Here is a 1,117-nt window from a genome sequence, read left to right as displayed (position 1 = left end):
GGCGGGCGAAGCCGTAGACCGCCATGAGGTCGTCGCGCCAGGCCCGGGGCAGGAAGAAGGGGGCGACGGGGAAGTTCTCGTCGGCGGCCTTGTCGAGGGTGCCGGTCGCGGCGGCGTCGGCGCGCCCCTTCGGGGTACGGGTCACCGCGTACCGCCCGACGCGGGGACGGCGACACCACGTCGGAGCTGGAGATTTCCCATCATTGCCGTCATATCTCCCGTTCTACACTGCCGACACAAAACATCCCTTTTCGGACACGCCGCTCACGTCCCCCTGTGCGACTGGCACAAGCGATCGACACACCAGGGCGTATCACCGCGAACAGCCGCGAATCAGCACCGGTACAGCTTACGTTGTACGTCTCCCCCGGCAGCGCCGGGGTGCGGCGCGCCCCGGTACAACGCCATGCGCTCCGTCAACCTTCCCCGCCTTGACGGCAATTGGCGTCATCCGCCGGAAGGAGATGCCTCAGAAACCTCTCCCGCATCCGCTGTATCCGGCGCGGCACGCCGTGACCCCCGCCGCGTCGACGCGGCGGGGGTCGGGAACACACGTCCTACTTGCCGGTCTCCCGCTCGTAGGCCTTGAGTACCTCTTCGGTGGGGCCGTCCATCAGGAGCTCGCCCTTCTCCAGCCACAGGACCCGGTCGCAGGTGTCACGGATCGTCTTGTTGTTGTGGCTGACGAGGAAGACCGTGCCGGCCTCCTTGCGCAGCTCGCGGATCCGCTCCTCGGAGCGCACCCGGAACTTGCGGTCACCGGTGGCCAGCGCCTCGTCGATCATGAGGACGTCGTGGTTCTTGGCCGCCGCGATGGAGAAGCGGAGCCGGGCCGCCATGCCGGAGGAGTAGGTCCGCATCGGCAGGGTGATGAAGTCGCCCTTCTCGTTGATCCCGGAGAAGTCCACGATGCTCTGGTAGCGCGAGCGGATCTCCTCGCGGCTCATGCCCATCGCGAGACCGCCGAGCACCACGTTGCGCTCACCGGTCAGGTCGCTCATCAGCGCGGCGTTGACGCCCAGCAGGGAGGGCTGGCCGTCCGTGTACACCTTGCCGCTCTCGGTCGGCAGGAGTCCGGCGATGGCCCGCAGCAGGGTGGACTTGCCCGAGCCGTTGG

At 67.9% G+C, this 1,117-nt stretch carries 1 protein-coding gene and 1 pseudogene; both read right to left on the bottom strand.

What is annotated here, in order from left to right; genetic code table 11:
* Window positions 1-145 (bottom strand): annotated as a pseudogene (locus IH13_RS42910) (squalene/phytoene synthase family protein); the annotation flags it as partial.
* A 412-nt stretch (window positions 146-557) separates the two neighbouring features.
* Window positions 558-1,117: ABC transporter ATP-binding protein (locus tag IH13_RS0128620; RefSeq protein ID WP_031088901.1), on the bottom strand; the 560-nt coding region annotated here is incomplete at its 5' end.

The sequence above is a fragment of the Streptomyces sp. NRRL WC-3549 genome, assembly GCF_000721935.1.
In the GTDB taxonomy this organism is placed as follows: domain Bacteria; phylum Actinomycetota; class Actinomycetes; order Streptomycetales; family Streptomycetaceae; genus Streptomyces.
This window is presented reverse-complemented; position numbering and strand designations above follow the sequence as displayed.